The 24,343-nt window shown below is 45.9% G+C and carries 20 protein-coding genes and 1 pseudogene; 16 read left to right on the top strand and 5 right to left on the bottom strand.

Annotated features, from left to right (window positions below):
- Nucleotides 1-289: 289 nt before the first annotated feature.
- Together hrpA and OCV29_RS08905 are read left to right on the top strand one after the other, a co-directional pair.
- Nucleotides 290-4,207, top strand: coding sequence for an ATP-dependent RNA helicase HrpA (gene hrpA / locus OCV29_RS08910; RefSeq protein ID WP_084193332.1), 3,918 nt, complete (start codon nucleotides 290-292; stop codon nucleotides 4,205-4,207).
- 107 nt (nucleotides 4,208-4,314) lie between these two features.
- Complete coding sequence (locus tag OCV29_RS08905) at nucleotides 4,315-4,794, top strand: outer membrane beta-barrel protein (RefSeq protein WP_073604076.1); 480 nt, start codon at nucleotides 4,315-4,317, stop codon at nucleotides 4,792-4,794.
- Between the two features lie 57 nt (nucleotides 4,795-4,851).
- Here OCV29_RS08905 and OCV29_RS08900 read toward each other — a convergent pair whose 3' ends face one another.
- The 3 genes from OCV29_RS08900 to OCV29_RS08890 form a co-directional block, all read right to left on the bottom strand.
- A complete protein-coding gene (locus OCV29_RS08900; protein ID WP_073604075.1) occupies nucleotides 4,852-5,631 on the bottom strand; it encodes a DeoR/GlpR family DNA-binding transcription regulator in 780 nt (259 codons plus the stop codon).
- Between the two features lie 109 nt (nucleotides 5,632-5,740).
- On the bottom strand, nucleotides 5,741-6,805 hold the full coding sequence (gene qhpR / locus OCV29_RS08895) for an AraC-like transcriptional regulator QhpR (RefSeq protein WP_073604074.1): 1,065 nt from the start codon (nucleotides 6,803-6,805) through the stop codon (nucleotides 5,741-5,743).
- Between the two features lie 140 nt (nucleotides 6,806-6,945).
- Complete coding sequence (locus OCV29_RS08890) at nucleotides 6,946-7,950, bottom strand: phosphotransferase enzyme family protein (RefSeq protein WP_073604073.1); 1,005 nt, start codon at nucleotides 7,948-7,950, stop codon at nucleotides 6,946-6,948.
- 288 nt (nucleotides 7,951-8,238) lie between these two features.
- Between OCV29_RS08890 and eat the strand changes: the two genes are divergently transcribed.
- The 7 genes and pseudogenes from eat (at nucleotide 8,239) to OCV29_RS08855 (ending at nucleotide 14,933) form a co-directional block, all read left to right on the top strand.
- Nucleotides 8,239-9,603, top strand: a complete 1,365-nt coding sequence (gene eat, locus OCV29_RS08885; protein ID WP_073604072.1) for an ethanolamine permease — start codon at nucleotides 8,239-8,241, stop codon at nucleotides 9,601-9,603.
- A gap of 204 nt (nucleotides 9,604-9,807) precedes the next feature.
- Complete coding sequence (locus tag OCV29_RS08880; RefSeq protein ID WP_217653299.1) at nucleotides 9,808-10,632, top strand: metallophosphoesterase family protein; 825 nt, start codon at nucleotides 9,808-9,810, stop codon at nucleotides 10,630-10,632.
- 65 nt (nucleotides 10,633-10,697) lie between these two features.
- On the top strand, nucleotides 10,698-11,096 hold the full coding sequence (fos, locus tag OCV29_RS08875) for a fosfomycin resistance glutathione transferase (protein WP_073604071.1): 399 nt from the start codon (nucleotides 10,698-10,700) through the stop codon (nucleotides 11,094-11,096).
- Nucleotide 11,097: 1 nt separating this feature from the next.
- On the top strand, nucleotides 11,098-11,604 hold the full coding sequence (locus OCV29_RS08870; RefSeq protein WP_245796862.1) for a GNAT family N-acetyltransferase: 507 nt from the start codon (nucleotides 11,098-11,100) through the stop codon (nucleotides 11,602-11,604).
- Nucleotides 11,605-11,818: 214 nt separating this feature from the next.
- Nucleotides 11,819-12,010, top strand: a complete 192-nt coding sequence (locus OCV29_RS08865) for a hypothetical protein (protein WP_073604070.1) — start codon at nucleotides 11,819-11,821, stop codon at nucleotides 12,008-12,010.
- 469 nt (nucleotides 12,011-12,479) lie between these two features.
- Nucleotides 12,480-13,461: pseudogene (locus tag OCV29_RS08860) on the top strand (OmpA family protein).
- A gap of 248 nt (nucleotides 13,462-13,709) precedes the next feature.
- The gene (locus OCV29_RS08855) at nucleotides 13,710-14,933 is read left to right on the top strand and encodes a GGDEF domain-containing protein (protein WP_073604069.1); all 1,224 of its coding nucleotides are present in this window, start codon (nucleotides 13,710-13,712) and stop codon (nucleotides 14,931-14,933) included.
- 77 nt (nucleotides 14,934-15,010) lie between these two features.
- Here the strand turns inward: OCV29_RS08855 and OCV29_RS08850 are convergent, their stop codons facing one another.
- Nucleotides 15,011-16,354, bottom strand: coding sequence for an aspartate aminotransferase family protein (locus tag OCV29_RS08850; RefSeq protein ID WP_073604068.1), 1,344 nt, complete (start codon nucleotides 16,352-16,354; stop codon nucleotides 15,011-15,013).
- A 182-nt stretch (nucleotides 16,355-16,536) separates the two neighbouring features.
- Here OCV29_RS08850 and OCV29_RS08845 point away from each other — a divergent pair, with 182 nt between their 5' ends.
- The 5 genes from OCV29_RS08845 to OCV29_RS08825 all read left to right on the top strand — a co-directional run bounded on the left by OCV29_RS08845 (nucleotide 16,537) and on the right by OCV29_RS08825 (nucleotide 20,501).
- The gene (locus tag OCV29_RS08845; protein WP_217653298.1) at nucleotides 16,537-16,869 is read left to right on the top strand and encodes a metalloregulator ArsR/SmtB family transcription factor; all 333 of its coding nucleotides are present in this window, start codon (nucleotides 16,537-16,539) and stop codon (nucleotides 16,867-16,869) included.
- A 39-nt stretch (nucleotides 16,870-16,908) separates the two neighbouring features.
- Nucleotides 16,909-17,640, top strand: a complete 732-nt coding sequence (arsH, locus tag OCV29_RS08840; RefSeq protein WP_442478219.1) for an arsenical resistance protein ArsH — start codon at nucleotides 16,909-16,911, stop codon at nucleotides 17,638-17,640.
- Between the two features lie 3 nt (nucleotides 17,641-17,643).
- Nucleotides 17,644-18,669: an ACR3 family arsenite efflux transporter gene (arsB, locus tag OCV29_RS08835; protein ID WP_073604067.1), complete on the top strand. Its 1,026-nt coding sequence runs from the start codon at nucleotides 17,644-17,646 to the stop codon at nucleotides 18,667-18,669.
- A gap of 18 nt (nucleotides 18,670-18,687) precedes the next feature.
- Nucleotides 18,688-19,107 (top strand): arsenate reductase (glutaredoxin), encoded by a 420-nt coding sequence (gene arsC / locus OCV29_RS08830; RefSeq protein ID WP_073604066.1) that lies wholly within the window; start codon nucleotides 18,688-18,690, stop codon nucleotides 19,105-19,107.
- 221 nt (nucleotides 19,108-19,328) lie between these two features.
- On the top strand, nucleotides 19,329-20,501 hold the full coding sequence (locus tag OCV29_RS08825; RefSeq protein ID WP_073604065.1) for a glycoside hydrolase family 26 protein: 1,173 nt from the start codon (nucleotides 19,329-19,331) through the stop codon (nucleotides 20,499-20,501).
- A gap of 59 nt (nucleotides 20,502-20,560) precedes the next feature.
- Here OCV29_RS08825 and OCV29_RS08820 read toward each other — a convergent pair whose 3' ends face one another.
- Nucleotides 20,561-22,048, bottom strand: a complete 1,488-nt coding sequence (locus OCV29_RS08820; RefSeq protein WP_073604064.1) for a carboxypeptidase M32 — start codon at nucleotides 22,046-22,048, stop codon at nucleotides 20,561-20,563.
- A gap of 438 nt (nucleotides 22,049-22,486) precedes the next feature.
- Here OCV29_RS08820 and OCV29_RS08815 point away from each other — a divergent pair, with 438 nt between their 5' ends.
- Entirely contained in the window at nucleotides 22,487-23,347 is an 861-nt protein-coding gene (locus OCV29_RS08815; protein WP_073604063.1) for a DUF4123 domain-containing protein, read from the top strand.
- Between the two features lie 46 nt (nucleotides 23,348-23,393).
- Nucleotides 23,394-24,323 (top strand): zinc dependent phospholipase C family protein, encoded by a 930-nt coding sequence (locus tag OCV29_RS08810; protein ID WP_073604062.1) that lies wholly within the window; start codon nucleotides 23,394-23,396, stop codon nucleotides 24,321-24,323.
- Nucleotides 24,324-24,343 lie beyond the last annotated feature (20 nt).

The raw sequence follows: 24,343 nt of genomic DNA, 5'->3' as shown, positions 1-24,343 counted from the left end.
GTTTACTGAGATTTAAAACAAAAATATCCAAATCAATAAAATACCAGATATTTCAGTGTCTGTTGATCTTTGGTACGGTTTTTACTGCAAATACAGTGAAGGGTTGACTGAACAAACCTGTTCACCGGCGCTATATCCAAGTCTGAATGAAAGTCAGCAGAAAAGAAAAGTTTTTCCTGAAACAATGACCCGAATCTCTCATAAAACAGCTTTATCGTGAGCTTGGTATCCTCCGGATGGATTATGGTACAATCCGCCCAGTTTTAATCAGAATGTAATAGGATTCGCTTTGACATCGTCACAGCCTCAGGCCCACGAATCGAACCAGAATTCATACGGAACATTGCGCAAGGCATTAAATGATTGCATGCAAAAAGACAGATTCCGTTTCAATAAAAGGATTCAGGGCGCAAATAAAATTAAAAATCCCGCAGCAAAGCAAGCTGTATTTGATGAAATTGCACAGGATATCGCACACTCAATGATGACGGCAGAGCTCCGGCGTCAGGCTTCGGTGCATATTGAATATCCGGATATATTACCGGTCAGCCAGAAACGGGAGGAAATTGCACAAGCGATCGATGCCCATCAGGTTGTGATTGTCGCCGGGGAAACCGGGTCGGGAAAAACGACTCAGCTTCCGAAAATCTGTGCTGAATTAGGACGGGGAGTCTATGGTGTGATCGGTCATACCCAGCCACGCCGTCTTGCCGCCCGTTCTGTTTCTGCAAGGATTGCCGAAGAAACACAGTCGCAGCTGGGCGAGTTTGTGGGTTATAAAGTCCGGTTTAATGATCAGATATCCGATCAGACACAAATTAAACTGATGACCGACGGTATACTGCTGGCAGAAATACAACATGATCGTTTTTTAAATCAGTATGACACGCTGATTATTGATGAAGCCCATGAACGGAGTCTGAACATTGACTTTATCCTGGGTTATCTGAAACAGCTTTTACCCAAACGACCGGACCTGAAAGTCATCATCACTTCTGCGACTATCGATCCTGAGCGTTTTTCTAAACACTTCGGCGATGCGCCAATCATTGAGGTATCCGGCAGAACTTATCCGGTTGAAACCCGTTACCGGCCTTTGGGCGGTGAAGATGAAAGTGACCGTGACCAGCTCGAAGGTATTTATGATGCCGTTGATGAACTGTTCGATGAAGGTCCCGGCGATATTCTGATCTTCATGAATGGTGAACGTGAAATTCGTGATACGGCTGATGCGCTGACGAAAAGAAACCTGAAACATACTGAAATTGTGCCGCTATATGCCCGGTTATCTGCCGGGGAACAAAACCGGATATTTCAGTCCCATACCGGACGCAGAATTGTACTGGCGACCAACGTGGCTGAAACTTCTTTGACTGTGCCGGGTATTAAGTATGTGATTGATCCCGGCACGGCAAGGATCAGCCGCTACAGCTACCGGACCAAAGTACAACGTTTACCTATCGAGCCTGTATCACAGGCAAGTGCGAATCAGAGAAAAGGACGGTGTGGCCGGGTGGAAGCCGGGATCTGTATCCGTCTGTATTCTGAAGATGACTTTTTGTCCCGTCCGGAGTTCACCGATCCTGAAATTCTGAGAACCAATCTCGCTTCGGTTATTTTACAGATGACGGCGCTTGGATTAGGAGATATTGAAGCATTTCCGTTCGTGGAAGCACCCGACCGGCGGAATATTCAGGATGGGGTTCGCCTGCTTGAAGAGCTCGGGGCGATTCATGAAAAGCAAGGTCAGGAAGGTAAGAAGCGATTGACGTCTACCGGACAAAAGCTCTCGCGCTTACCCATCGATCCGAGGCTGGCAAGAATGGTGCTTGAAGCATCACGGCTTGGATGCCTGCATGAAGTCATGATCATTGCATCTGCATTGTCAATTCAGGATCCCAGAGAGCGTCCATCAGACAAACAGCAATCATCGGATGATAAACACCGGCGATTTTTCCACGAAGACTCAGATTTTTTAACCTTTGTTAATCTGTGGGATTATCTGAAAAAAGAGCAGAAAGCTTTAAGCAATAATCAGTTCCGGAGACAGTGTAAAGCCGAGTATCTGAATTATCTCCGGGTTCGGGAATGGCAAGACCTCTATTTTCAGTTGCATCAGGTGATGCGTGAATTGAACGTTAAACTCAATGATGAACCGGGAAGCTATCAGGCGGTGCATACAGCGCTGTTAACCGGATTACTATCCCATATTGGTCTGAAAGATCAGGAAAAAAGCGAATATCAGGGAGCGAGAAATGCGCGTTTCCATATTTTCCCGGCTTCTGGTCTGTTTAAGAAACAGCCCAAGTGGGTCATGTCTGCTGAGCTGGTCGAAACTTCCAAACTATGGGCGAGAGTGGTTGCCAAAATTCAGCCGGAATGGGTTGAACCGCTGGCGCAACATCTGATTAAGCGAAGTTACAGTGAACCTCACTGGTCTAAAAAACGTGCCGCAGTGATGGCTTATGAGAAGGTCACGTTGTACGGTATCCCGGTCGTTGGTAAGCGACTGGTCAACTATGGCAATATTGATCCGGTGATTTGTCGGGAAATATTCATCCGCAGTGCATTGGTTGAAGGGGATTGGGAAAACAAGCATGCATTTTTCCGCAACAACAGGAAGTTATTGGAAGAAGTTGAAGAACTGGAGCACAAATCCAGACGTCGTGACATTCTGATCGATGACGAATCGTTGTATCAGTTTTACGATCAGCGTGTCGGAACGGAGGTCGTTTCAGGTCGCCATTTTGACACATGGTGGAAGAAAGCATCGAAAAATAATTCAGAGTTACTGAACTTTGAAAAAGAGATGTTGCTGAAAGGAGATGCCAGCCATATCACAGAGCTGGATTATCCGAACTTCTGGCATCAAAACGGCGTGAAGCTCAAACTCAGCTATCAGTTTGAACCGGGTGATGATTGTGACGGTGTCACAGTACACATTCCGCTACCGGTCCTCAATCAGGTTGAACCGGGTGGTTTTGACTGGCAGATTCCGGGATTAAGACATGAACTGGTTGTCAGCCTGATCAAATCATTACCGAAAAACCTGCGCAGAAACTTTGTTCCGGCACCTAACTATGCGGATGCATTTCTGGCCCGGGTTACTCCCATGGAAATGCCGCTGCTGGATGCGATGGAAAAGGAATTGCGCCGGATGACCGGGGTTGAAATTTTACGTGAAGACTGGAATCTTGATCAGGTTGCTGAACATTTGAAAGTGACTTTCCGTGCAGTTGATCATTGCCACCAGAAACTCAAGGAAAACAAAGACTTATATGCGCTGAAAGACAGTCTGAAAGAGAAAGTAAAAGAGACACTCTCACAGGTTGCGGACGATGATATTGAGCAAAAAGGCCTGCATACATGGAGTTTTGGCGAACTGCCACAGGTTTATCAGCAGAAAAAAGGCGGCTTTGATGTTAAAGCTTACCCGGCATTAGTGGATCAAAAAGACAGCGTTTCGGTTCAGTTATTTGAGACTGAAGAAGAACAACGCACTGCCATGCAGGCAGGCCAGCGGCGGTTGATTTTGCTGAATGTGCCGTCACCGATCAAATATTTGCATCAGAATCTGCCTAATAAATCCAAATTGGGTCTTTACTTTAATCCATATGGGAAGGTGCTGGATTTGATTGATGACTGCATTGCCTGTGGTGTTGATAAACTGATCGAAGAAAAAGGCGGACTGGTATGGCAGGGCGATGCCTTTGAAGCATTGAAAGAACATGTCAGAGCGGAGCTGGGTGATACCGTTGTCGATATTGCCAGACAGGTTGAATCGATTTTGACCACCGCTTTTCAGATCAACAAAAAGCTGAAAGGGAAGGTTGATTTGGCGATGGCGTTTGCTTTATCAGATATTAAAGCACAGATTGAAGGGCTGATTTTCAAAGGATTTGCCACTGAGTGCGGCTGGCAAAGGCTTCCGGATATCTTGCGTTACATGAAAGCGATTGAAAGACGGCTGGAAAAACTGCCAATTGATCCAAATAAAGACCGGCTCCATATGCTGAAAATAGAATCAGTGGTATCAGACTATCGTGAGTTACTCAATAAGATTCCGAAGGGGGCGACAGTTCCGGCTGGTATCCGGGAAATTCGCTGGATGATTGAGGAGCTCCGGGTAAGTTTCTTTGCCCAGCAGCTCGGTACGCCTTATCCTGTTTCAGATAAGCGAATAAAAAATGCAATCGATGAATTTTAGGCTCAAATTTTGCTTACTATATTCAGTGACGTATCATTGAAGGATTTCAGGCGGTGTGCGGCAAATTTTCGCCGTTTAACATGGTCGTTATACAGAGAAGGTTTATCATGAAAAAATTACTGATTGGATTAGCACTTTTGGGTGCATCAACATCTGTACTGGCAGATTCACTTATCTACGGTGGCGCGTCCGTAGGTGAGTCTGACTACAAAGGTGAACATGGTACGACTTATAACGTCCATGTTGGAACAGGTATTTTACCATTACTTGGCTTAGAAGCCGGCATGACAAAATTTGAAGAAGTGACGGTTAACTCTGTTAAAACAGAGGCTAATACAGTTTATTTCGCTGCAAAACCCAGTCTTGATTTAGGTCCGCTTCATGTTTATGCCAAGGGTGGTTTACATTCCTGGGATAAAAAAGAAGACGGAACTAAAGTCGATGATGGTCTGGATATCATGTACGGTGTGGGCGCTGAGCTCTCTGTGATGGGGCCGGTTACCGTGGGTGCCAGCTTTCAGACTTATGAGATGGATGGCAGTGATATGAAAACTTATCAGCTGAATGCGACATTCCACTTCTTATAAGACTTTGTTGTGTACCTAATTCGTCAGGAAAGACAGGCCAGCAATTGCTGGCCTGTCTTATTTTGCGATGATCATTTGCCGGTATTGTTGTTCCAGTGTTTGAAACTGTTCATGTTCGCTGGCCTTACTATCGGTAATCACAGTCGTGATTTGTTCCGGCCGGGCATAATAAAAGCGGCTCTGTTTGCCTATTTTGGTATGGTCTGCCAGCAAAGTACATTGATTTGACTGGCGAATCATGGCTTCGGCAATTGCACTTTCCCAGCGATAAAAACTGCTGGCGCCGTAGCCGCAAATGCCAACTGGTGAGAGCACCGCCATATCGGCCCGGTATCGGTAGATTGTGTTCAGCGTTTCTTCACCTCTGGTTTCTTTCGCATCAGCCTGTAAATCGCCCCCCAGTAAGATGATCTGATTATTCAGCTGTTCCCGGCCTTCCGAGGCATTCAGCCTCAGCGCGGCCTGAATATTGTTGGTGATAATGGTCAGACCAGACATCGTAGAAAGCGCTTCAGCCACCCGGGTTGTTGTGCTCCCTGAATCAATGAATATGGTTTGCCCCGGAGAGAGCATTTCCGCCAGTGTTTGTGCGATTGCCTTTTTTTCTTTCGTTTGACTGGCTTGCCGTTCTGTCAGCGGGGCTTCCTGCTGAGGTACCTGAAGTGCCACAATCCCGCCATGGACGCGCCGGACCAGGTTCTGATTCTCCAGAGTGATAATATCGCGGCGAATCGTTTCTCTGGAAACGCCCAGTTCCCGGATTAAGCGTTCTGTACTGACCTGCTGATGATTAGAAAGCAGCGTCTGAATCCGGTGTAATCTGACATGCTGTAACATGAATGCTGTGTATATCCTGAGACAAAAGAACAGAGTATATACCTAAGCCGGCAGAAGAGGCAGTATTGCGTGAAATTTGTCGGCTGCCGATCGGGTTCAGGGTATATGATTAGCCTGACATATGCTGTCTGAACTGGCGGGGACTGACGCCAAACCAGCGCTTAAATGCTCTGGAAAAAGCACTGGTTTCCGAATAACCCAGCAGCATACCCATTTCTGAAATGGGTAATTTTTGCTGTTTCAGGTAATGGGTTGCCAGTTCGCACCGCACATGGTCCACGAGTCGGGAAAAGGTAATATTTTCCTGCTGCAGACGCCGTTGTAACGACCAGCGTGACATGCCAAGCTGATCTGCTGTTGCTTCCAGATCCGGCTCGCCGTGAATCAGTGAAATCTGTATCTGAGCCCGGGTTTGCTCGACGATGTTCTGACGGTATGATGTTGTATTCAAATGTTGTAAGGCATCCAACATGACACTCAATAACATGGGATCATGATTTGGCATGGGACGGACAACATCGGTTTTAGGAATAATCAGTGAATTATATGGCTGATCAAAGTAAACCGGTGCGTCAAATACTTTGCAGTGGTCGTGCCACTGTTCCGGGCGGGGGTGTTCGAAATGAACTTCACGGGGTGCCCATTTGACGCCGGTTGCTGAGCGAATCAGGTTCATGATCATGCCCAGCGTCAGCTCGGCATCCTGACGTCGGCAGATGATTGCACCATGACGAATCTGATAATCAAACCGCCAGCAGTCTTTCATATCCGTCAGCTGAACAAATGTATCATGCTGATGCCAGTGAAAAGCACAGGCAACATTTCTTAAAGCTTCTTCCAGCGTTGCAGAACACAAGCCGATATAGCCAATGAGTCCCAGCGATTGTGGCTGAAACTGCTTGCCATAATGAAGTCCGAAATTGTCGTAGTCTGCCTGTGATGCAGCTTCTTCAAGCACACGGCAATAATTCACTAATTTGATACTTTGTGTTGGGCTGACAATGATTTCCGGGTCAACATCACAACAGCCAAGAATTTGATCCGCATTGCCGCCGACCCGGGTTATAAAGTCATCCAGCCCCGTTGCAGCCGCAGACAGCACGCCCTGATTGGCAGAGAGACGCTGGCTGAGCGCACTGGTTATATGTTGATGAGAGACCACCGTTTTTTGCATCGTCACTGAACCCCTGATATCAGCTGGTAAACCATGCAGGATATAAGCAATTATCAAACCATGACTTAACTATATGAAAAATAGAGGTATTCATGTGTTTACCAGAGATTGAATGACTGATCTTGGTGCAAAATACAGGCTTAAATGCCCACTGGTAGTGCCTGCGTTTCGAGAAATTTCCTGCATAAACGCACTGACTCATCCGCCCATTGATGACCAAGGCTTTGGGTCATTTCTGTTTCTGCATGGGTGCCGGTCCATGCCAGCATCTGGATACGTCGCTGAATAATCATGGCCGGGATAATATCGATATCTGCCTGGGTTAAATGTCCGATCCGTTCATAGCCTGTGATCCAGTTTTCTACCCATGCCTGTGCATTTGGCAAGTGTTCATTAAAGCTGATGGCTGCCGCTAAATCATGCATATACCAGCCCATGCCACAATCATCAAAATCAATCACGCGGGTTTCTCCCTCATGCAGTAACAGATTCGTCAGGCGTAAATCGGCATGAATCAGGCCGAACCGGTTAGCATCCTGGCCGTAATCGTGCAGTGCGGTATAAACCTGCTGTAAACTTTCTTCGATAATCGGATGATCGGCCTGCCTGAGATTTGGAGCATCCTGCCAGCGCCCCCAGTGGCTTTGATCGGTGACCATGGTCTGAAAATTCCACAACAGACGATCAAAATAGTCAGGCTTGTCCCATTGACGACTCTGTTGATGCAGATGAGCAGTAATCGCACCAAGCTGTTGAAAAGATTCCGGATTAACTTCAGATGTTGGCATATCGCCATCGATCCAGTGGAATAAAACGGCATGTCTGATTGTGCCATCGGCTGACGTTATAGTCTGAACATAGTCACCATTATTTCCTGCAATCGCTTCCGGAACAATGATTCCTGTTTCCCTTAACGCATTTAGCCAGGCCAGTTCACTAAGAATATTATTCTTATTGTGATAGCCACAGCGATGAATCCGCATCGCATACCGATGTCTGGCTGTAGTAATTTTGAAGGTCGCATTTTCAGAACGACACAACAGGCGAATTTGTCCGGCATATTGACTGGGATAGGTTTGTAATAACTGTTGTGCCAGATAAGTGATTTGCTGATCCGTCAGGGTGTCATATTGTTCTGTTGACATACTTACTCCTTTAAGTGCCTTGATTTGTTCTTTCATAGCATTACCTGAAGCCGGTGAAGTTGCTTGACCTGACATGACGAAATGTTGACTTTATGTAACAACAGAAAAAAGATAGGCGGTCATTTGACTTTAAAGCGCAATGCTTGCTGCTATCGTGTCAAGTTTTCTTGCGGATGATTGCGCACTATCGATTAAGGGTCTGACGGACCCGGGTGATAGTGCAGGCTATAAACATTGATGGCATTGCTGATTCACCATATGAATGAGTGAGATTACAGGAGGTATTTGATGACAGGGAAATTAAAACCGACACTCGGAACAATCCACCTATGGGGTATTGCTGTCGGGTTGGTCATATCAGGAGAATATTTTGGCTGGAGTTATGGTTGGGGCGTTGCTGGCACACTTGGATTTTTAGTGACCACTTTAATTGTTGCTGCGATGTATACCTGTTTTATCTTTAGTTTTACCGAACTGACTACGGCAATCCCACATGCTGGCGGGCCGTTTGCTTACAGCCGTCGTGCATTTGGTGAAACCGGTGGTTTAATTGCCGGTCTGGCAACTTTGATTGAATTTGTCTTTGCACCACCGGCGATTGCGATGGCGATTGGTGCCTACCTGAATGTTCAGTACCCGGAACTGAATCCTAAATACGCTGCAGTAGGTGCGTATCTGATTTTCATGGGACTTAATATTCTGGGCGTTAAACTGGCTGCGATGTTTGAGCTGTGTGTGACAGTTTTGGCGGTCATTGAGCTGTTAGTTTTCATGGGTGTCGTTGCACCGGATTTCAGTATGACAAACTTTATGCTAAATGGTTGGGCAGGCAGTGAGCATTTCAGTGCCGGTACCGTTTCAAGTATTTTTGCGGCAATTCCTTTTGCTATCTGGTTTTTCCTTGCAATTGAGGGGGCAGCAATGGCTGCGGAAGAAGCGAAAGATCCGAAACGAACTATCCCGAGAGCTTACATTTCCGGGATTTTGACGCTGGTCGTACTGGCGCTGGGTGTCATGATGTTTGCCGGTGGAGCCGGGGACTGGCAGAAACTGTCTGGCATTAATGATCCGTTGCCTCAGGCGATGAAGATGGTCGTTGGTGATAATTCAGGCTGGTTACATATGCTGGTATGGATTGGCTTATTTGGTCTGATCGCAAGTTTCCATGGGATTATTCTGGGCTATTCCCGTCAGTTTTTTGCTTTGGCGCGGGCAGGCTATTTACCCAAAAGTTTATCAAACCTGTCACGGTTTGATACCCCGCACCGGGCAATTATCGCCGGCGGTGTGATCGGAATTATTGCCATTTTCAGTGATGGCATTATTAACCTGCAGGGAATGAGCCTGACGGCAGCCATGATCACCATGGCGGTATTCGGTGCCATTGTCATGTATATGATGAGTATGCTGAGTCTGTTCCGGTTACGTCGTCTTGAACCGGGTATGAGCCGGAGTTACAAAGCACCGTTTTATCCCATCGTTCCGGCAATCGCATTGGTCTTATCTGTCGTGTCATTTATCGCGATGATTTGGTTTAACTTCACGATTGCCCTGATATTTGCGGCGATGATGTTTGTCGGATATCTCTATTTCAGGGCGACACAGCAACAGCGTGATGAGGCCGTTCAAGACTTGATGTTAGTTGGTGAATAATTAGTTAGTGAAAATAGTTAGTTAGTGAAAATAATTAGTTGGCGAGTAATTCGTTGGTGATGAATCGTTAGCCGGTCAATAACTGACTTCTGATGACGGTATCAAATCAACCGGTCACACGATGTTGTGGCCGGTTTTTTTACTGGTTTGACACTCGCATCATCCGGGAGCACTGACTATATTCATCATACAGTTGTGATTCATATGACCGATCTGATGAGCAATCAAAAAGTACCAGGCAGAATCCCTTTATCAACCGACTTCTCCGCTCCGGGCTGGGCTCATTTCCGTTCTGAGCAACCGGCCGTCTCGTCATCTCTCATTTATGCTGTGGGCGATATTCATGGCCATGATGCTTTACTTGAAAAAATGCTGGATGCAATTCAGGCAGACCGTCAGACTGCACTGGCAGAGAAGGCGTGTATCATCTTTCTCGGTGACTATATTGACCGGGGACCACACAGCAGACAAGTTGTCGATCGCCTGCTGAAAGCTGAAAAGCAGGATTCGTCAGTAAGCCATATATTTCTTCTGGGGAATCACGAACAATGGCTCATTGATTTTATCCGGGAGCGGCCGGTTCTCCCTGTTTGGGGGAGTCAGGGCGGGCTGGAAACGCTGTTATCTTATGGTGTACCACGTCAGCTTATTTTACAGGGGCTCACTGATGATAAAGCTGCTGCTGCAGTTCGGCAGGTTTTTCTGGAGCAATTACCTGAGTCGCACCGGCTTTTTTTTCTGTCACTGAAGCAGTCAGTTGAAGTTGATGACTATTTTTTCGTCCATGCGGGTGTTGATCCCATCCGTCCTCTGGACAATCAGAGCCTTCAGTCCCTGATATGGATCAGACATAAATTTCTCCACTCTAAAATGGACTTCGGTAAAGTTGTTGTCCATGGTCATACCCCAAGTGCCCTGCCTGAAAGTTTGCCGAACCGGATTAATCTGGATTCCGGTATTTATTACAGAGGTGTTCTCCGTTGCGCAGTGCTTGAAGGCACTTCACGCTATCTGATTCAGGTTGAATGAACCGGGTAACTTTATTTACAGACAGATGTTGTGTAAATTACTGATAAAAATTTGGAGGGCAGGGAATGCTGTCTGGTTTGAATCATATTACAATTACTGTCAGTGACTTAGAACGATCGCTTCACTTTTATACGCACACACTGGGGATGAAAGCACATGTAAAATGGAATCAGGGGGCATATTTGTCGCTTGGTTCCCTGTGGTTTTGCCTGTCTTGTGGGACGCCTTGTCCGAAAACTGATTATACACATATTGCTTTTGATATTCCGGCTGAACATTTTACTGCCTTTACAGCGCGACTGGCGCTGACTGGTATCCGGGAGTGGAAAGTGAACCGGAGTGAAGGGGCGTCTTTGTACCTGCTTGACCCGGATGGACATCAGCTTGAAATCCATGCCGGTGATCTCAAAAGCAGGCTGGAAAGTCTTAAGTCAGTGCCGTATACCGGGATGGAGTGGCTCTGATATGTATCCGGATGCTATAACAAGTGAACGCCATCAGAATGTCAGGCTTATCCGGATGACGATCAGGTACTTACCTGAAGTCTCCCGGCTGAAAGTGAATGAGGAACAACTTCCGTTTGTCGGGCATATCATGGATATCCTGAGTATTGTCAGTGGGACGGTTTATCCGCATCTGGTGATGGCGGGTGAGAAGATCGTCGGTTTTTTTCTTATCGATACCGCTTACGGCGAACGTTATGATTTTGCGCACTCCGATAGCCTTGGATTGCGGGGATTTTTTATTGATCGGCAGTTTCAGGGAAAGGGATATGGGAAACAAGCTGTTCAGCTTTTATCCGTGTATCTGCCACCGGAATATCCCGATCATCAGTCGATATACCTTACCGTTAATTGCAGAAATCCCGGCGCTCAACACTGCTACCTGAACGCGGGTTTTAATGAGACGAACCAACTATACTATGGCGGGGATGCCGGGCCACAACACGTGATGAAACTTGATTTTCAATGAAGTGTGCTTTTTTTTACTCAATTTTGTCAGCGTTTGTTCAATTGCATGTTATTTTTTACTGACAGGTCCGGTGTGGTGTTGCAGAAAGCAGTTATGTTATTGATAATTCTGTTCCGAAAGATACATATCGAAATCACCAGATATCATGAACGGATGCTCTGAAAACCTTTATCTCAGGTTTTCAGGGGCGGTTGACTAGCGTATTGAGGAACAGATGAGCGGAATTAAAGTAAAACCACTGGATTATTCACCCAAGACACCGATGAAAGAGCGACTGGAAAGGCAACGGTATGATAACTGGGTCGAAAGTGAAAAAACTTTAGCTTTACTGAAAAGCAGAGAAGCAGAACAAAAACGGCTGAAACAGCAGCAAAACCAACCGGTCAAAAGCTTTTTAAAACCTTAGAGCACGCTCTAGGGTCTGTTTATCTTTTGAAAAACTGAATTATCAACACACTGATTCAATACCGCGGGGCTGGTTCACTGGCCTTGCTTTTTTATTTTTAACAAAGGAATCACTTTATATTTATCAGGTGATTAATTTTATTCCCTCATCCGGCGAATTGACCGGGAATCTTATTTTTATCAAATACTGACTTCATTTTTTCATTCCTTCCCGCTGATATGAACTACATTTAACCAATAAGTGACTGAATTTGAAACAATGCAGCCGGGTCTCCGGGAACCGGAATATCTCAGATTGTCAACACAGAGTCACGATGTCTGCAAATTTCATTATCTTGCTCAGGTGCGAATCAAGTCCGTTAATACCTCTGAAATCATCAGGGGTTGTGTTATCCGGAAAATAAGCGTCAAAGCCATCATAAACAGACAAAGAGTTCAGGAAACAGAAACAAACAGAAGGAATAAAAAAGATGAAAAAATTGGTTGCAGCGTTATCAGTTTGTTGTTTGATGCAGGCTGGCCTGTCTCATGCACAGGGCTATGTGGGGGGGAAAGTTAGGCGGAACATGGCTGGATGACTCATGCCTCAGCGGTGAAAAATGTGATGATGATTCATTTGGCGGCGGTATTTTTACCGGTTATGAATTTTCCAGGCATATCGCTGTCGAGCTGGGTTATGATTATCTCGGTAAATTTACCGGCGGTGGACTGGATGATAAAACAGTGACGGCAGTGACTGTGGCACCTAAGTTTAATTTGCCGCTGACGGAGGACTTTTCTGCTTACATCAAGGCAGGAATGGGATTTGTTAATTTCGGTGATGGGGATGATGCTTCTTTTCTGGGCGCTGTAGGGGGAGAGTATATGATTCTCCCGAATCTGGGGTTACGGCTGGAATATCAGCGGCTGACTGATATGAGTAATGATTTTGTTCGCGCCAAAGGCAATCTGCTAACACTGGGTTTGAGTTATAAATTTGGTCAGGAAAGCGAGCCACATCAGCCTTTGATTGTCAAACCAGCGCCAAAACCTGAAAAAGTCATGGTGGCACCAGCGCCTGTACCTGTTCCGGCAGAGAAAGAAAAACCAGCTGAACCGAAAATGTACAAAAAAAGTTTGAGTGGTACCAATACCTTTGCCACAGACAGTGCGACATTAACCTCAACGGAATCTTTACAGGAAGTTGTTGATATTTTGTCCCGTTATCCACAGGCAAAAGTCATGATCACCGGATATACCGATTCCAGAGGGGCCGAAGCTTATAATCAGCAATTATCAGAGCGGCGGGCAAAATCAGTCAGTCAGTTCCTGATGTCAAAAGGCATTGAAGCCGAACGGATTTCAGCAAAAGGGATGGGAGAAGCCGACCCTGTAGCCACAAATGATACGGCGCAAGGCCGGGAGAAAAACCGCCGGGTTGAAATTCAGATACCCGTGTTTGAATATCAGTAATTCATCTCTGTTGTGAGCAAATAATCAGTTATAACAAGTCTCACTTGTTGATTATCATCTGTAAAAATGCCGATCTTTCGTCTTCCCGGAATGATCGGCTTCTTTCTTTTCTTTATCAGGTCTTGACTCCGAATTCATCAAATCTTAGTTTCTGGTTATAGAAATGTAAATAAGGGCTGAATTATTATAACTATATGTTATATTTTCTTCGATTTTTAAGTATTTTTGCCCGTTGAAGGAAGAAAGCAGTGGCTGATTTGGATATTGTCAATCTGGTTAATATTCTGGACAGCATTTGCTGTAGCTTGATTGGATGTTTTTTTCTTTTTCAGCTGAAAAGGGATATTCATGATCACCAGCGAAAAGCGGCGATTTGTTTTTTCTGGCTTTACCTTTGCTGGGGCGTCGCTTTTGTCATCATGGCGGTTCGTAACTGGATATATATTGAAATCTCAGTGTTGGTGAGTAATGCGCTCTATATGCTGTCGTTTTATATTCTTCTGTTTGGTGTTTTTCACTGGTATCGGCTGAGGTTAAAACCATGGCACTATATTGTCTGCGGAATCCACGTTTGTATCTATACCGCGATTCAGATCGGTATGCTGGAATGGTTTCCCCAATCGTTTGTTTACCGTGTCTATTTTGCTGCGGGTAACAATATCACGTTACTGCTGGTTATTATTTCCATTCTCCGCCAGCAGCAAAATTATAATGGGTTTGGAGAAAAGCTGCTCTCGATCTCATTACATTCATTAATTCTGGCCGCGCTTTTACCTTCTGTCGCGGTCTCTTTTCTCAAAGATGTTTATTTCTTTCAGGCGTCGGTGACACTGGCGCAAAGTATTGCCTGTAATTTTATGTTGGGTGCATTACTCTCATTATTCCTGTTTAATCAGGTTGACCGGCATTATCAGAGTTCGGTCCGTGACCAACTGACGGGGCTATATAACCGGCGTTATTTCTGGGAGCATGTTCAGCAATATATGTCAGAAGCGGGGCAGCCGTTTATTCTGGCTATTATTGATGTGGATTACTTCAAACAGATTAATGATAAATTTGGTCATGATGCTGGCGATCAGGTTGTACAGCGTGTTGCCCGTGCCATTCAGCGTAACCTCTCTGAATCCGATGTTCTGGCCCGTTACGGAGGGGATGAGTTTATTATATTTTTTCCCTCGCAGCATATGCAGAGTACAGAACAGATTCTCAACGCAGTCAGGTTGACAATCAATGAAATTTGTCTGAGTCATGATGGTGAAACGCCAGAATGTGTCACTGCCAGCCTCGGGTATGCGGCTTGTCGTGCCTGTGCCGGAGATAGTGTTGAACAGATGATTAAGCGGGCTGACGTTGCATTGTATCAGGCAAAGCACAGTGGCCGTAACCGGGTTGTCGGACTGGAAGATACGGTTCTGACAGATATATTCAGATCAGAAAATGACTTAGAATGGCATCATATCAACAGACGATGAAAAACAGCCCCCGGCAGAAAACCGGGGGAGCCTGGTTTTTATTACGTTTTGCTGAAACTTATTAGAGCGTGTTGACCTTAGTTACCCCGTAACTCAGTCAGTGATTCATCCAGTGCTGTGACCAGCCAGTCAATGTCTTTGGTCTGAAATGCCAGTGGTGGACGAAGCTTCAGGACATTGCCGTAAGGCCCTGCAACTGATGTCAGCACCCGTTTTTCCCGCAGCCGCTCGGTTACATCCAGGGCCAGCTGCTTGTCGGCGGTTTTGCTGTCACGATCACTAACCAGCTCAAAGCCAATAAACAGCCCGGATCCCCGCACATCACCCACACATTCATGTTTATCCATCAGGGTTTTCAGTTCATCTAACAGCTGGCGGCCTACGGTCTGGCTATGCTCCTGAAGATTTTCTTCCTGAATGACTTTTAGAACCGCTTGTGCCGCAGCCATGGACACCGGATTGCCACCGAAGGTATTAAAGTAAGGGATATGATCACTGAAAGAGGCCATGACATCACTTTTGGCAAACAGGCCGGAAACCGGAATACCATTGCCCATAGGCTTACCGACCGTGATGACATCCGGTTCAATGTTGTGACGCGCAAATCCCCAGAAGGCTTCACCGGTTCTGGCAAATCCGGGTTGTACCTCGTCTGCGATAAAAATGCCGCCATGTTGATGTACCACATCAATGGCAGGTTTCAGAAATCCGGCCTGTCCCGGTAGCACGCCATCTGATGAGAAAATTGAATCAGCCATGAAACCGGCAAATTTAATGCCTTTGGCTTCCATTTCGGCAATTTTCAATTCCATTTGGCGGGCAAACCATAATCCGAGATCTTCTCCGGCAAGCCGGTATTGATCCGGGGCTGGGATCAGGAAGGTTGTTTCAGCAAGCGATTGCCCGCTGCCCAGCGCAGGCGATGCCCCGGAAGTCAGTGAACTGGTCCCGTGATATGACTCCTGAGTGACAATAATACCGGTACCGCCAGACCAGGAATGGGCGATCCGCATGGCTAAATCGTTCGCTTCTGAGCCGGTACACATATACATTGCCCGATCGATAGAATCTGGCGTGGTTGATAAAATAGCTTCCGAATAGTCCAGTATTTTTTCATGCAGATAGCGGGTGTGTGTATTGAGCTGCTGCATTTGTTCGTGGACTGCTGCAATCACTGCCGGATGGCAGTGGCCAATACTGGCAACATTGTTATAAACGTCCAGATACTGGTCACCGTTTGCATCCCATAAATACTGGCCTTGTCCTTTCACCAGATGGACGGGTTTACGATAGAAAAGCCGGTAAGACTCTCCTAAAACATGAGCGCGTTTATCCGTCAGTTGACGGGTTTGCTCATCCAGTTGTGCTGCATGCTCAGCTCTGAAGCTGTTGGTATCCATAATAGTAGAACGGGTCGCCATAATCTCTCCCTGAAGTCGTTTGGGTATCGCCGTATTAAGACACGATTTTTACACAAAAGCAATAAAATACACAAATGCACACAAATGCAACTTGGCTGTTTGATGTAAATTTATGGTTGACCTGTATCAATCTAACATATACGATATTTCATATATATGGTTTGATGTATATGAGGATGTCGATGTCTCCATTAGTATTCTTCAAATGCCTTGCTGAAGATACACGCCTGAAAACATTGTTGTTAATCAGTAAAAACAAAGAGTTATGCGTTTGTGATCTTCAGAGTGCTTTGCAGTTGAGTCAGCCGAAGGTATCCCGGCACTTAGCTGAATTGCGCAAATGTGAGCTGGTGATGGATGAAAGACGGGGAAAATGGGTCTACTATCGTTTAAACCCTTCTCTTCCGGAGTGGGCAGTGGAAGTTTTGGATGTGTCAGAGCAACACAATGCAGACTATCTGAGCGACTGCCTGGAACGGCTTTCCTGTGCCTGTAGCAGTTCATGTGACTCATAATCTGAATAATGATAACCAAACAGCTTCAAAGGGAGTTGAATGATGAATCTTGATGATCTTTCGTTGCCGAATCTGGATGAAGCACAGTTCCGGAGGCCGGATACACAGCACTTTTCGCCGCCATTGTCTCAGCATAAGCCGCGGATTCTTTTGCTTTATGGCTCATTGCGTCAGCGCTCTTTCAGCCGTCTGGTCATTGAAGAATCAGCCCGGCTGCTGGTCCGGATGGGAGCGGAAGTGAAAATATTTAATCCATCAGGGTTACCACTGCCTGATGACGAAGAGGATACGCATCCAAAAGTTCAGGAATTACGTGAACTGGTTTTGTGGTCTGAAGGGCAGGTTTGGTGTTCTCCGGAACGCCACGGGGCAATGACCGGGATTATGAAAGCACAGATAGACTGGATACCTTTATCAATGGGCGCGGTGCGGCCAACACAGGGAAAAACACTAGCCGTCATGCAGGTTTGTGGTGGCTCTCAGTCATTTAATGTGGTCAATCAGTTACGCGTTTTAGGCCGCTGGATGCGGATGATCACGATTCCAAACCAATCTTCTGTAGCGAAGGCTTTCCTTGAATTTGACGAGCATGACCGGATGAAGCCTTCGGGCTATTACAACCGGATTGTGGATGTACTTGAAGAGTTGATGAAATTTACTTTAATGACCCGGGATAACAGTCAGTATCTGGTTGAGCGTTATTCAGAACGGGTCGAGACGGCCGAGCAGCTGATTGCTCGTGTGAATCAGACATCCTCTGGGGAGAAATAAATAATGGGACTTTTTGAGCGTTATTTAACCGTGTGGGTTGCACTGGCGATTATCGGTGGCATTGTGACAGGGAGCATGGCACCGGATGTTTTTGCCACCATAGCCGGTCTGGAGTATGCCCATGTCAATGTGGTCATTGCAGTGCTGATTTGGTTGATGATTTTTCCAATGATGGTTCAGGTCGATTTCAGCTCAATCAAAGATGTAGGCAAAAAGCCGAAAGGGCTGGTGTTAACTTTGGTGATTAACTGGTTGATCAAACCTTTTTCAATGGCTTTACTGGGCTGGTTGTTTTTTAAAGGCATTTTTGCAGACTGGGTTGAACCTCAAACAGCGACTGAGTATATCGCCGGAATGATTTTGCTTGGTGTTGCTCCCTGCACCGCGATGGTATTTGTCTGGAGTCAGCTGACGAAAGGCGATGCCAACTATACGCTGGTTCAGGTTTCAATCAATGACATCATTATGATTTTTGCCTTTGCACCGATTGCCGGATTTTTATTGGGTGTCACTGACATTACCGTACCGTGGGATACGTTGCTGTTATCTGTGGTGTTGTACGTGGTGATCCCGTTGTTTTTCGGTATGTTATTGCGCAAAAAACTGGATAAAGCCAATGACCATTCACGGCTGAACCACTTTCTGGCAATCATGAAACCCTGGTCAGTGATAGGTTTACTGGCAACGGTTGTTCTGCTGTTTGGTTTTCAGGCGGAGACGATTCTGGGTAATCCGGAAGCGATCATATTAATTGCCGTTCCTCTGCTGATTCAGACGTATGGCATTTTTATTGTGGCTTACTGGCTGGCCAGGCGAATGAATTTGCCACATAACGTCGCGGCGCCGGCGTGTATGATTGGTACCTCTAACTTTTTTGAACTGGCTGTCGCTGTTGCTATTTCACTGTTCGGACTTCATTCCGGCGCAGCATTGGCGACGGTGGTCGGTGTATTGGTCGAAGTACCTGTCATGTTGTCACTCGTGTGGTTTGCGAACCGGACAAGACACTGGTTTCAGGTAAGCGTATAAAATTAAGGAGAATATGACATGGTTGTAATACACCATAATCCAGAATGCGGGACATCCCGGAATGTGCTTCAGATCATCCGTGATGCAGGATATCACCCGGAAGTGATCGAATATCTGAATGAAGGATGGACCCGACCCCAGTTACTGGCGTTATTCGCAGCTGCCGGTCTGACGCCACGTACCGCATTAAGAACGTCCAAATCCCCGGCAAAAGAGCTTGGATTGCTGGATGAAAGTGTGTCTGATGAGGCGATTCTGGATGCGATGCTGGTTCATCCGGTATTGGTCAACCGGCCGATTGTTTGTACTGAAAAAGGGGTGAAATTATGTCGCCCGAGTGAGACCGTACTGGACTTGCTGGAGAAGTGGCCTCCGGGCCCATTGGTGAAAGAAGATGGGGAAGTGATTATTGATGAGAACGGGAACCGTTTGATTTAATTTGTTTTCTGTTTATTTCCATCTCTGAATAGGGAGTAATCAGCTGATAAGGCTGGTTACTCTTTTTTATCTTCAGGCTGAAGTCATACCAATTCCACTTATTTTCTGATCAGAATGAGTCTGGTGATCAGGTACTTAATGTGATTCTTGCAATTATATCAGTTGCATATTTTGTCTATACTTTGTTTTTATTCAACAAATCAAATAATAATGAGTGAAAAATGAAAATCAGACGAACAATCCCCGCCGCAATCTTACTCTGTGTACTTTCTTCTTCTGTCTTTGCAGCGAATTTAATTAACCGCCAGGCAACTGAAGAAACGCGAAATCTGTATTTTAATCTCTCTAAACTGGGCCCCAAAGTGATGTTTGGTCATGAAGACTCGCTGGCCTATGGCACACAATGGTGGGGACAGGGCCGTAAAGCCACACTGAACTCTGATATTAAACTGGTCAGCGGGGCTTTTCCGGCAGTCCTTGGGGCTGATTTGGGAGGCATTGGTACCGGTAATTATCAAAATCTGGATGGGGTTAAATTCTCTGATTACCGGTATTACATTCAGCAAAATTTTCGTTTAGGTGGTGTGAATACGATTTCCTGGCATATGTACAGTCCGGTCGACCTGCATAATGCATGGACCCAAAAATCATATGTGCATGACCTGATCCCCGGTGGCCGGTATCACAACAGACTGATCACTTTTCTGGATTCTTTTATTCATTTCAATGAGAGACTGAAGGTTAATGTGAACGGGAAAAAAATCTGGATCCCCATCATCTTCCGCCCCTGGCATGAACATAACGGAGACTGGTTCTGGTGGGGGAAAGGCCATACCAGCGAACAGGACTATATTGCACTGTGGAAATTCACGGTTGACTATCTGAACGGCAAAGGACAAAACAACCTGATTTATGAATTTTCTCCGGATCGCTCGCGGTTGGATATGCAGCACTTCAGACTTTCATATTTGTACGGTTATGCCGGTGATAAATATGTTGATATTCTCGGATACGACAATTACTGGGATCTCGGACATCCGGCGAATCTCCTTCCGGCAAAGACCCAACAGTTGATGTTTGTGCAGGGATTAGAAAAGCTAACCGATCTGGCCGCAGAGAAGAACAAAGTATCTGCCCTGTCTGAAGGCGGGCAGGAAGGGGTGACAGAAGATCATTTCTGGACGCAGCGTTTTTCTGCCGGTATTTTTGCCAACCGGAAAACATCCCGGATTTCTTACGCTTTGGTTTGGCGGAATAATAATGAATCCGGCGGAGAAAAAGGTCACTTTTTCGGTACATATCCCCGCCAGAAGAATGCTGATGATTTCAGATCTTTTTATCACAATCCTGATATTGTATTGCTGGACACCATTCCCGATCTCTATCACCGTTAGAAGCTGGTCACTCAGGCAGAAACTGGACACTCATGTTCAGTTTCTGCCATTATTCTATTTTACTGATTAAGATAACGGTCTTTCAGATGGTTTTTAAAGTGAACAGCATTGAGGGTTTCACCTGTAGCCTGACTGACGAGCTCTCCGGTGGTAAACAGGCTTCCTTTTGACCAGATATGTGCTTTCAGCCACTCAAAAACAGGGGTGAGTTCACCTTTTTTCAAGGCACCCTCCACATCAACGGTCTTCTTCATTGCGGCCATAAACTGCGCTGCATACATGGCACCTAACGTATACGAAGGGAAATAGCCAAATGAACCATCGGTCCAGTGAATATCCTGCATACAACCGTCTTTGAAATTATTCCGGGTAGACAGCCCCAGATAACTCTGCATTTTTTGATCCCACAATTCAGGAACGTCGGTGTGACTGATGGTACCGTTCATCAGATCCCGCTCAATTTCATAACGCAAAATTACATGGGCCGGGTAGGTAAGCTCGTCCGCATCCACCCGGATAAAGCCTTTGTTTACGCGGGTATAGAGTTTCTGCAGATTGTCTTCAGAGAAAGCAGGATTGCCTTGGGATTCAAGCATCTCAGCGGCCAGTGACGAGATGGATTGAATAAAGGCCGGATGACGCCCTAACTGCATTTCAAAGAACAAAGACTGGGACTCATGAATGCCCATTGAGCGCGCTTCACCTGCGGGGAGACCTGCCAGTTTTTCAGGTAATCCCTGCTCATAACGGGCATGTCCCGTTTCATGAATAATGCCCATCAGTGCCTGAGTAAAATCAGATTCATCATAGCGGGTGGTAATCCGGACATCCGTCGGCACACCACCACAAAAAGGATGGACACTTTCATCTAACCGGCCATGATCAAAATTGAACCGGAGACGCTTCATGACTTCAACACCTAACTGTTTCTGCTGAGATGCCGGAAATGGTCCGGCCGGCGTCAGTACTGATTCACCTTGCTGTTGTTCAATCACCTGATTAATCAGGTCAGGCAGCCATTGCTTTGTCTCACCAAACAGTGTGTCGAGTGCTGCAGTACTGGCGCCGGGCTCATAGAGTTGTAACATTGCATCATAGGGAGAGCATTGATTGGCTTCGGCCCGGATCTGTGCTTCTTCACGGGATAACTCAACCACGGTTTTCCAGTTCTTTTCAAACCCCTGCCAATCGTTGTTATGTCGCTGGGTACGCCATGCATGTTCACAGGTTGAACCCGCCAGTGACTTTGCTCGGACTAAATCTTCAGGGATAATGGTAGCAAATTGCCACTGACGCCGACATTCTCTGAGGATCGCTTGTTGCTCATCCGTCAGGCTTTCGCTTTCAGCGTCTGTGAACCATGTTTCCAGTTGCGGGGCTGTGGAAAGCTGATGAATGTGGCGGGCGAGTTCTGCCATCGCTCCGGAGCGGGCATGATTTCCGCCGGCCGGCATATTGGCTGCCGCATCCCAGCCAAGCATGGCTTGTGCATGAGAGAAATGTGAGATTTGCTGGTAGTGTTGGGTTATTTTTTCGAATGATGACATAACAGAACGTTCTCTTTGTCAGGAATATCAGATCAGATGATTAACACAGATTAGTCCGGGATGTCACTATAAAGTCTGCAGAATAATTTATCCGTATTTTTTGAGCATCGTGATTTTTTCGGAATTGGGATGGGTTTGATTAAAATTCAAACAAAATCAATGCATATTATGTTAAGTGAGTTGCAAATAAGCGCGTTACTTCAAATTTTTTCAAAAAGAAACTAAGTGAAATAAAATAAATTGCATAAAATGCGAACCGTTTTTTTTCTGTTCGAAAACATAGGTGATTTCAATGTCAGTTTTTTCAGGCTCAGAATTTTTGATGAGAGTGTCCGGAGGCGGGCTTTCCGTCGTCTTCATTCATAATAATGATCATATCATGTCCAGCGGGTCAATATGTCTGGAACTGGCCATCTGAATTAATGGGGTAAAATCATTATGATGTATCAGTTTGATCCGGTGATTCCGGAAATAAAAACCACAGACACAGAAACACTTTACTTATTCATCGATGGTGCTCAGCTAACGGATTTAAGTCAGTTACCTTCTGATATTCCGCCTCTCCCGGTTTATTGTTATCTGGTTTATGAAGAATTAAATCAAATCTCTCCTTATCTTTTTCATGCCACACCAGAGATTAAACAGTGGTTTATCGGGCAAAATAAACCCACAGCGGGGTTCTTTTTCAGTTCTTACTGGAGCGCTGAAGAACTGGTACAACACTTCCATCAGCTGATACAGGTAAACTCACCATATAATACCCAGTCTTTTCTTAAAATGGCGCACTCAGAAGTGGCCTGGGCACTTTTGAAAACCAAGTGCCAGCTCTTTTGGGAACCGATGGAAAAAGCGTGGCTGCCGACACGCATGGGCTGGAAAGTCCTGACGCATCCTGATGATAAGAGAAAGGAAAGTCCCGAAGCGCCCCTGAATCTGGATGAAGAGCAGTGGATGCTGTTTGATGAAATTACATGGCGCAATTTGCTGGAGAAAATTCACCGCCACGTGGGCCACCATTTCCCCGGTATGCTGAATCAGGAATTTTTTGACTTGTGGATTGATGCACACGCGCGCATTGCGCATCAGAAAGGATTTGCCACGGCCGGGGATCAACTCCGTTATTTCAATATTATTGGCTTGCTGGGTGAACAGTCCGTCACTTCTGAAATGTACCCGGATATATATCAACTTGTACACTTTACCTCGAAAGAAACACCTGCTGAAAGAATAAAGAAGGCTGAAAAGCTGGCGCTTCAGTATGCGGAGCCGGAAACCAGCCGACACTTTTATGTCACATAACTCGGGTACTTTACCTCTATTGAGCGAATGATGACGTTTCAAAATAATGCCAGGAGCTTTTGCACATATTGTCGCGGTTAATCAGGCTTTTTCTGACAAAAACCTGAAAACATTTTTTCCAAGCCGCATCCGTCGAATGCTGACAGTTTATCAACGTTATACTGAGCTGGGTGCGGTTTCTCCTGACTTTCCGTATCTGCAAATTTCTGATACACAGCAGGCCGAATGGGCAAACCGCATGCATTATCAACAAGTGGGTGTTTTGTTGCTCAGGATGATTGAACAGGTCCGGCAGATGGAAGGGGAACCCCAGGAGCGGGCATTTGCATGGCTCAGTGGCTTTCTGGCTCATGTCATCACAGATATAACGATTCACCCGGTGATTGAGCTGAAAGTCGGGCACTATACTCAAAATAAGCTCCGCCACCGTCAGTGTGAAATGCACCAGGATGCTTTTATCTGGCAACGGATGGGAATGGGGCACATTGGCTCGGTTGAACGGATGTCCCGCCATTTACTTCACTGTGCTGATGTCTCTTCATCACGGCAACTTGACCAATCCATCAAACGAATATGGCTTTCCTCGTTACAAAGTGTTTTCGGGGAGGAAGAAGTGACACCGGATATTGATGGCTGGTTCAATGGTTTTGTCAGAGTTATCGGGCTGGTAGAAGATCAATACCGGCTATTTCCTTTTTCCCGGCATGTGGCTGCTTTTTTAGGTTTGGTCTATCCGGATACGGATAAAATTGATTCGGGCTATATTCAGCAACTGCCAACGCCTTCAGGGTATCAGCATTATGATCAGGTCTTTGATTTTGCGGTGAATCATATTCTTGAGTATCAGTCTTTATTGTCTGAAGCTGTATTTCATCATGGCAGGGTCGACTGGTTAAAAAACTGGAATCTTGATACGGGGCACTGTGAAGAGGGAATGCTGACAGTCTGGGGAAAAAGCAGTGAAAGAGTTGCTTAACTTTGCTGCTGTTTTCATTT

It is taken from the genome of Vibrio aerogenes, from assembly GCF_024346755.1.
In the GTDB taxonomy this organism is placed as follows: domain Bacteria; phylum Pseudomonadota; class Gammaproteobacteria; order Enterobacterales; family Vibrionaceae; genus Vibrio; species Vibrio aerogenes.
The sequence above is the reverse complement of the archived record's forward strand: the minus strand, read 5'-3'. Positions and strand labels throughout refer to the sequence as shown.

Coding starts and splice junctions, on each gene's coding strand:
- OCV29_RS08905 (WP_073604076.1), top strand. CDS start 4,315: ATGAAAAAATTACTGATTGGATTAGCACTTTTGGGTGCATCAACATCT.
- OCV29_RS08900 (WP_073604075.1), bottom strand. CDS start 5,631: ATGTTACAGCATGTCAGATTACACCGGATTCAGACGCTGCTTTCTAAT.
- qhpR (WP_073604074.1), bottom strand. CDS start 6,805: ATGCAAAAAACGGTGGTCTCTCATCAACATATAACCAGTGCGCTCAGC.
- OCV29_RS08890 (WP_073604073.1), bottom strand. CDS start 7,950: ATGTCAACAGAACAATATGACACCCTGACGGATCAGCAAATCACTTAT.
- eat (WP_073604072.1), top strand. CDS start 8,239: ATGACAGGGAAATTAAAACCGACACTCGGAACAATCCACCTATGGGGT.
- OCV29_RS08880 (WP_217653299.1), top strand. CDS start 9,808: ATGACCGATCTGATGAGCAATCAAAAAGTACCAGGCAGAATCCCTTTA.
- fos (WP_073604071.1), top strand. CDS start 10,698: ATGCTGTCTGGTTTGAATCATATTACAATTACTGTCAGTGACTTAGAA.
- OCV29_RS08870 (WP_245796862.1), top strand. CDS start 11,098: ATGTATCCGGATGCTATAACAAGTGAACGCCATCAGAATGTCAGGCTT.
- OCV29_RS08865 (WP_073604070.1), top strand. CDS start 11,819: ATGAGCGGAATTAAAGTAAAACCACTGGATTATTCACCCAAGACACCG.
- OCV29_RS08850 (WP_073604068.1), bottom strand. CDS start 16,354: ATGGCGACCCGTTCTACTATTATGGATACCAACAGCTTCAGAGCTGAG.
- OCV29_RS08845 (WP_217653298.1), top strand. CDS start 16,537: ATGTCTCCATTAGTATTCTTCAAATGCCTTGCTGAAGATACACGCCTG.
- arsH (WP_442478219.1), top strand. CDS start 16,909: ATGATGAATCTTGATGATCTTTCGTTGCCGAATCTGGATGAAGCACAG.
- arsB (WP_073604067.1), top strand. CDS start 17,644: ATGGGACTTTTTGAGCGTTATTTAACCGTGTGGGTTGCACTGGCGATT.
- arsC (WP_073604066.1), top strand. CDS start 18,688: ATGGTTGTAATACACCATAATCCAGAATGCGGGACATCCCGGAATGTG.
- OCV29_RS08825 (WP_073604065.1), top strand. CDS start 19,329: ATGAAAATCAGACGAACAATCCCCGCCGCAATCTTACTCTGTGTACTT.
- OCV29_RS08820 (WP_073604064.1), bottom strand. CDS start 22,048: ATGTCATCATTCGAAAAAATAACCCAACACTACCAGCAAATCTCACAT.
- OCV29_RS08815 (WP_073604063.1), top strand. CDS start 22,487: ATGATGTATCAGTTTGATCCGGTGATTCCGGAAATAAAAACCACAGAC.
- OCV29_RS08810 (WP_073604062.1), top strand. CDS start 23,394: ATGCCAGGAGCTTTTGCACATATTGTCGCGGTTAATCAGGCTTTTTCT.